Annotated in this window: 6 protein-coding genes; 5 read left to right on the top strand and 1 reads right to left on the bottom strand. The window is 27.7% G+C overall.

Translation table 11 applies throughout. The features are described from left to right. Nucleotides 1-248: 248 nt before the first annotated feature. The 4 genes from trmD (at nucleotide 249) to ACH2BO_RS05245 (ending at nucleotide 3,870) form a co-directional block, all read left to right on the top strand. Nucleotides 249-926: a tRNA (guanosine(37)-N1)-methyltransferase TrmD gene (trmD, locus tag ACH2BO_RS05260; protein WP_395043701.1), complete on the top strand. Its 678-nt coding sequence runs from the start codon at nucleotides 249-251 to the stop codon at nucleotides 924-926. A 7-nt stretch (nucleotides 927-933) separates the two neighbouring features. Further along, a complete protein-coding gene (locus ACH2BO_RS05255) occupies nucleotides 934-1,944 on the top strand; it encodes a Gfo/Idh/MocA family oxidoreductase (RefSeq protein ID WP_395043700.1) in 1,011 nt (336 codons plus the stop codon). 127 nt (nucleotides 1,945-2,071) lie between these two features. Continuing rightward, a complete protein-coding gene (gene rplS, locus ACH2BO_RS05250; protein WP_395043699.1) occupies nucleotides 2,072-2,428 on the top strand; it encodes a 50S ribosomal protein L19 in 357 nt (118 codons plus the stop codon). Nucleotides 2,429-2,646: 218 nt separating this feature from the next. After that, entirely contained in the window at nucleotides 2,647-3,870 is a 1,224-nt protein-coding gene (locus tag ACH2BO_RS05245; RefSeq protein ID WP_395043698.1) for an NADP-dependent isocitrate dehydrogenase, read from the top strand. A 48-nt stretch (nucleotides 3,871-3,918) separates the two neighbouring features. On the opposite strand, the gene ACH2BO_RS05240 is transcribed toward ACH2BO_RS05245, so the two are convergent. Beyond that, the gene (locus tag ACH2BO_RS05240; RefSeq protein WP_395043697.1) at nucleotides 3,919-4,629 is read right to left on the bottom strand and encodes a hypothetical protein; all 711 of its coding nucleotides are present in this window, start codon (nucleotides 4,627-4,629) and stop codon (nucleotides 3,919-3,921) included. Nucleotides 4,630-4,764: 135 nt separating this feature from the next. On the opposite strand from ACH2BO_RS05240, the gene ACH2BO_RS05235 reads away from it, so the two are divergent. Then, nucleotides 4,765-6,275, top strand: a 1,511-nt coding sequence (locus ACH2BO_RS05235; RefSeq protein ID WP_395043696.1) for a carboxypeptidase-like regulatory domain-containing protein, incomplete at its 3' end; no start/stop codon positions are given.

Raw genomic sequence — 6,275 nt, 5'->3', positions numbered from 1 at the left:
CTTCAATAAAAAATATTTAGCAATTAAAATCGATAAAAAACAATTAAATACATATAAAAAGCAGTTTCTATAAATTAATACAATCAAAAAAATATTTATTCCAAATACAAAATAAAGAAAACTCCTATCTTGTAATTCTACAAATGTAAACTACCTATTAATCTTGAGTATACGTATTTTTACGTGTTTTTAATTTATTTTAAAATTTAAATAAGTTATAATTGTATCTTTGTTTTTTTTATAAAAAAATGAGAATAGATATAATTACTTTACTTCCAGAATTATTAAAAAGTCCTTTTGAATCTTCAATTATGAAACGTTCAATTGATAAAGGATTGGTAGAAGTTCATTTTCATAATTTGAGAGATTTTACTACAAATAAACAAAAAAGTGTAGATGATTATCCGTTTGGTGGTGGTGCAGGAATGGTAATGAATATTCAACCTATTGACGATTGCATAAGTTTTTTAAAATCTCAAAGAAATTATGACGAAATAATATATATGACTCCTGATGGTGAAACATTAAACCAAAAAATGGCCAACTCAATGTCGATGTATGAAAATATAATAATTCTTTGTGGTCATTATAAAGGTGTTGATCAAAGAGTGCGTGACCATTTTATTACTAAAGAAATTTCTATAGGTGATTATGTACTTTCTGGAGGTGAACTTGGCGCATTAGTTTTATCGGATGCATTAATACGATTAATTCCAGGAGTTTTATCTGATGAAACTTCTGCTCTAACAGATAGTTTTCAAGACAACTTACTTTCTGGACCAATATATACTCGTCCTGCAGATTATAAAGGTTGGAAAGTTCCAGAGGTTTTAACTAGTGGTCATTTTGCAAAAATTGATAAATGGCGAGAAGATATGGCCTATGAACATACAAAAAATCGTAGACCAGATTTGTTAGAAGAATAAAATCAATATGGAAAAACCAATTGTAACTGCACTTTTATCTTATGGATTATCTGGAAAAGTTTTTCACGCTCCTTTTTTATCAACAAATAAAGGATTTAATTTATATGCAGTTTTAGAAAGAAATAATCAAAAAGCTGTATTAGATTATCCGAATATCAAGAGTTTTTCAACTATAAATGATTTACTTTCTGATAATAATATCGAACTTATTGTTATAAACACTCCAAATAATACTCATTACGATTATACTAAACTTGCATTAGAATCTAAGAAACATATTCTTATTGAAAAACCAGCTACAACAACTCCTGAAGAATTTATTGAATTATTAGAATTGTCAAAAAAAGTAAATCGTAAAATATTTGTTTACCACAATCGCAGGTGGAGCAGTGATTTTATGGCTTCAAAATCAATAATAAATTCAGGAAAGCTTGGTGATATTATTGAAGTTCATCTTCGTTTTGATAGATATCGCCCAACAATTGGTTCAAAAACTTTCAAAGAAACACAAGTTCCAAGTAATGGAATATTTTATGATTTGGGTTCACATTTAATTGATCAAGCCATTTCTATTTTTGGAAAACCAAAGAATCATTATAAATACAAAAATAGTTATCGTGAAAATTCATTAGTTGATGATTTTGCTTTTATACATATAGAATTTAAAAATAAAGTAAATGTATTTATTACAACGAGCATGTTGGTTGCTGATGCACAAGCTGGAATTATAATTCATGGTACAAAAGGTAGTTTTATAAAAGAATTTTGTGACGAACAAGAAAACCAATTAATGAATGGATTGTCAACATTAAATGAAAATTTCGGTCTTGAAAAACCAAACAAAGAAGGAAAATTAACTTATTATAATAAAGATAATGAATTAATTACAGAAATTATTCCATCTCTAAAAGGAAATTTCAATGGTCTTTTTGATGATTTATATCAAAGCATCCGAAACAATAGTTTATTTAAAGTTGATAATCAAGACATTATAGAGCAACTAAAACTTCTTGTTTAAATTAAAAAAAAATGTAATTCATGATTAATAATTAATAATTTATACCTAAATTTGCACCCACATTTAACTAACCTCTGGCGAAAACCGTGAATGTTGTTTAGATTTTAAACCATAATTAGCATTTAAAATGGCAAATTTAGTAGATTTCGTTAATAACGAATTATCAACAAAAAAAGATTTTCCTTTATTTTCGGCTGGAGATACAATCACTGTATACTACGAAATTAAAGAAGGTGAAAAAACAAGAACACAGTTCTATAAAGGAGTTGTAATTCAAAGAAAAGGTTCAGGAATAACTGAAACTTTTACAATCCGTAAAATGTCTGGAGCAATTGGTGTAGAACGTATCTTCCCAGTAAACATGCCAGCTTTACAAAAAGTTGAAGTTAACCAAAGAGGTAAAGTTCGTAGAGCAAGAATCTACTACTTTAGAGAACTTACTGGTAAAAAAGCAAAAATTAAAGAAAGAAGATACAAAAACTAAATCTTTTTTTAAATTAAATATAAAAATCCTTTCATTCATAATGTTAGGATTTTTTTTGCTGTAAACTCCCATCAAATTTATCAAATTCATAATTTTAATTCTTATAAAATTATAAATTCATAATTCAATCGATTTAGTAAACAGAATAATAAGAAATTGTAATCGTTTCTTTATATTTGCTATCGCGAATTAAAAATAAACAACAAACAACTAATAAAATGGCTAAAATTAAAGTAGCAAATCCTGTAGTAGAATTGGATGGCGATGAAATGACACGAATTATTTGGAGCTTTATAAAAGAGCAATTAATTCTTCCTTATTTAGATTTAGATATTAAATATTACGATTTAGGAATTGAAAGTCGTGAAGCAACTAAAGATCAAATTACAATCGATTCGGCAGAAGCAATAAAAAAATACAATGTTGGAATAAAATGTGCAACAATAACTCCAGACGAAGAGCGCGTTAAAGAATTTGGACTTTCTAAAATGTGGAAATCTCCTAACGGAACAATAAGAAACATAGTTGGCGGAACAGTTTTTAGAGAACCAATTATCATGAGCAACGTTCCAAGATATGTTCAAGGTTGGACAAAACCAATAGTTATTGGTCGTCACGCTTTTGGCGATCAATACAAAGCAACTGATGCTGTTATAAAAGGAAAAGGAAAACTAACAATGACTTTTCAGCCAGAAAAAGGCGAAGCAATAACTTGGCACGTTTATGATTATGAAGGTGATGGTGTTGCAATGGCAATGTATAATAATGATGAATCTATTTATGGATTTGCACATTCTTCTTTTCAAATGGCTTTGACAAAAAAATGGCCTCTTTATCTTTCTACAAAAAACACAATTTTGAAAGCTTATGACGGAAGATTTAAAGATATTTTCGAAGAAGTTTATCAATCAACCTACAAAGCAGAATTTGATAAAAACGGAATGACTTATGAGCACAGACTTATTGACGATATGGTTGCATCTGTAATGAAATGGTCTGGTGGTTTTGTTTGGGCATGCAAGAATTATGATGGCGATGTGCAATCAGACACAGTAGCTCAAGGATTTGGTTCTTTAGGATTAATGACTTCTGTACTAGTTACTCCAGACGGAAAAACTGTTGAAGCAGAAGCAGCACATGGAACTGTAACTCGTCATTATAGAGAACATCAAAAAGGAAAAGCAACATCTACAAATCCAATTGCATCAATATTTGCATGGACAAGAGGTTTAGAACACAGAGGAAAACTAGATAACAACCAAGAATTAATAAATTTTTGTACTAAACTAGAAGAAGTTTGTGTTGAAACTGTAGAAAGCGGAAAAATGACTAAAGATTTAGCTAGTTTAGTAAAACCAGTTGGTTTAACCGAAGCAGATTATTTAACAACAGAAGGTTTCTTGGCAGCAATTAAAGAAAACTTAGATAAAAAACTGTCTTAAAATATTTTTAAAACATCTTTAAAAAGACGACTTTTTGGTCGTCTTTTTTTATTTTTCATCTGAAGCTTTTTCTGAAATTCCTTTTAGTTTTATTATTCTTACAATTGCTTTGTAACCAGAATTTAAACCCCAATTTTGGTTGGTTACTAATCTTCCATTTCCATCAAAGAAATTAAACTGACCAGTATTTGGAAAAGACAAACCAATATTTAAAGCTTCAATTTGTATAATATTTAATCCTTCTTTTAATACTAAATGATAACGCTTAAATTCTGATTCCAAATTTACTTCTCTAACTGCAATTTCACCATTCAACCAAATTCTAACATTATCTCCATCAATAGCGCTATAATCTCTACATGCAGTATCTAATTCATTAGTATAAACAATGAATTCTCCTAAAAATAAATCATTATTTAAAATCTCTTGTGAAATTCCTTCTGATGTTAACTTTTTATTTAATTTATCAGTATAAATTTCAGACGAATTTCTAATAGTTGGATCACTTGTATCCATAATTCCTTTTTCAACTTTTTTTGGAAGTATAGAAAAATCATTTAAAACATTATCGCCTTTTAGCTTATCTAAACTACTTTCATATTTAATTTCGATTGGAGTATCTGACTTTTTATCAAGAGGTTTCAATGGCGCTTCTTTCTTTTTTATTGGCGCAAAACGAACTCCTTTTTTAGGGTTTTCAAATTGTGAAAAACCCAACAAGGAAAAGAAAAACGCAATAAAAAAAACAAATATTCTCATAGTCAAATTAAAAATCAAGTTGTAAATGTATTTAAAAACTATATAAATTGTAATTATAGTTAACCATACATTAACATATGTTATGTAACAAAATAATAATTTAATAGTCAAATTTGTAAAATCAAATCAAATAGTATGCCTTTAAACAAATTAGCATTTACAATTTATAGTTTATTAATTTCTTTTTTATGCTTTTCTCAAGAAAAACATACAATAAGCGGAACAATTTCTGACTCTAAAAACAATGAAACTCTTTTTGGTGTAAACATAAATATAAATGATTCTAAGATTTTTGCAACCACAAATGAATATGGATTTTATTCATTAACACTTCCAAAAGGTGAATACAATGTAACCATTAGTTATGTAAGTTATCAATTAATAAACGAGACAATAAATCTTGATGGAAATATTAAAAAAGATTTTCAATTAATAGATTCTGGTGAAGTTTTAGAAGAAGTAATGATTACAAATCAAAATAAAACCAACACTCGAAAAGCAGAAATGAGTGTTAATAAATTATCAATTGCAACAATTAAACAAATGCCTGTCGTTCTTGGAGAAGTAGATATAATTAAATCAATTTTATTTCTTCCAGGTGTTACAAATGCTGGCGAAGGTCAATCGGGATTTAATGTTCGTGGTGGTGGTGCTGATCAAAATTTAATATTATTAGACGAAGCTACAATTTTTAATTCATCACATTTATTTGGATTTTTCTCTGTATTTAATCCAGATGCTATAAAAGATTTAAAACTCTACAAAGGTGGAATTCCATCAAGATTTGGAGGTAGAATATCATCTGTTTTAGATACTTATCAAAAAGATGGGAACAGTAATAATTTTCATATTAATAGCGGTATAGGATTGATTTCTAGCAGATTACTTGCCGAAGGTCCAATTGTAAAAGACAAAGGCTCGTTTATAGTAGCTGGTCGTGGTTCTTATGCTCATTTATTATTAAAATTATCCAAAAATGAAAATTCGGCTTACTTTTATGATTTAAATACCAAGCTAAATTATAAATTTAATAAAAATAATAATTTATTTCTATCTGGATATTTTGGTAGAGATGTCTTTAGTTTAAGTCAAAGTTTTGTTAACACTTATGGAAATTCTACTTTAAATTTGAGATGGAACCATTTATTTTCTGAAAAATTGTTTTCTAATTTATCTATGATTTATAGCGATTACTATTATGGTTTAAATCTTGATCTAGTTGGTTTTAATTGGAATTCTGGAATTAAAAATTACAATTTGAAATATGATTTTAAATATTACTTATCAGATAAGTTGAAACTCAATTATGGTGCAAATGCAATTTATTATAATTTCAATCCTGGCACAATAGAACCATCTAGAGACGATTCTGGAATTAATTTTAGACAATTAGAAAAGAAATTTGCACTAGAACCAGCTTTTTACATTGGTGCTGAACAAAAAATTAGTTCTAAAATTAATGTAGAATATGGTTTAAGATATAGTTTGTTTTATCGTTTAGGTAGTTTTACTCAAAATATTTACACCAACAATCAACCAGTAGTATATAATGAAGAATTAGAAATTTATGAAAAAGCTACTCCAATAGCGACAGAATTTTTTAAAAAAAATAAAACTATTGCCAGTTTTAATAATTTAGAACCAAG

Origin of the sequence: Flavobacterium sp. (assembly GCF_043773265.1) — a bacterium.
Lineage (GTDB): Bacteria > Bacteroidota > Bacteroidia > Flavobacteriales > Flavobacteriaceae > Flavobacterium.
This window is presented reverse-complemented; position numbering and strand designations above follow the sequence as displayed.

What these genes read in the sequence shown, in the direction of transcription:
- trmD (WP_395043701.1), top strand. Translation starts at nt 249, where the DNA reads ATGAGAATAGATATAATTACTTTACTTCCAGAATTATTAAAAAGTCCT.
- ACH2BO_RS05255 (WP_395043700.1), top strand. Translation starts at nt 934, where the DNA reads ATGGAAAAACCAATTGTAACTGCACTTTTATCTTATGGATTATCTGGA.
- rplS (WP_395043699.1), top strand. Translation starts at nt 2,072, where the DNA reads ATGGCAAATTTAGTAGATTTCGTTAATAACGAATTATCAACAAAAAAA.
- ACH2BO_RS05245 (WP_395043698.1), top strand. Translation starts at nt 2,647, where the DNA reads ATGGCTAAAATTAAAGTAGCAAATCCTGTAGTAGAATTGGATGGCGAT.
- ACH2BO_RS05240 (WP_395043697.1), bottom strand. Translation starts at nt 4,629, where the DNA reads ATGAGAATATTTGTTTTTTTTATTGCGTTTTTCTTTTCCTTGTTGGGT.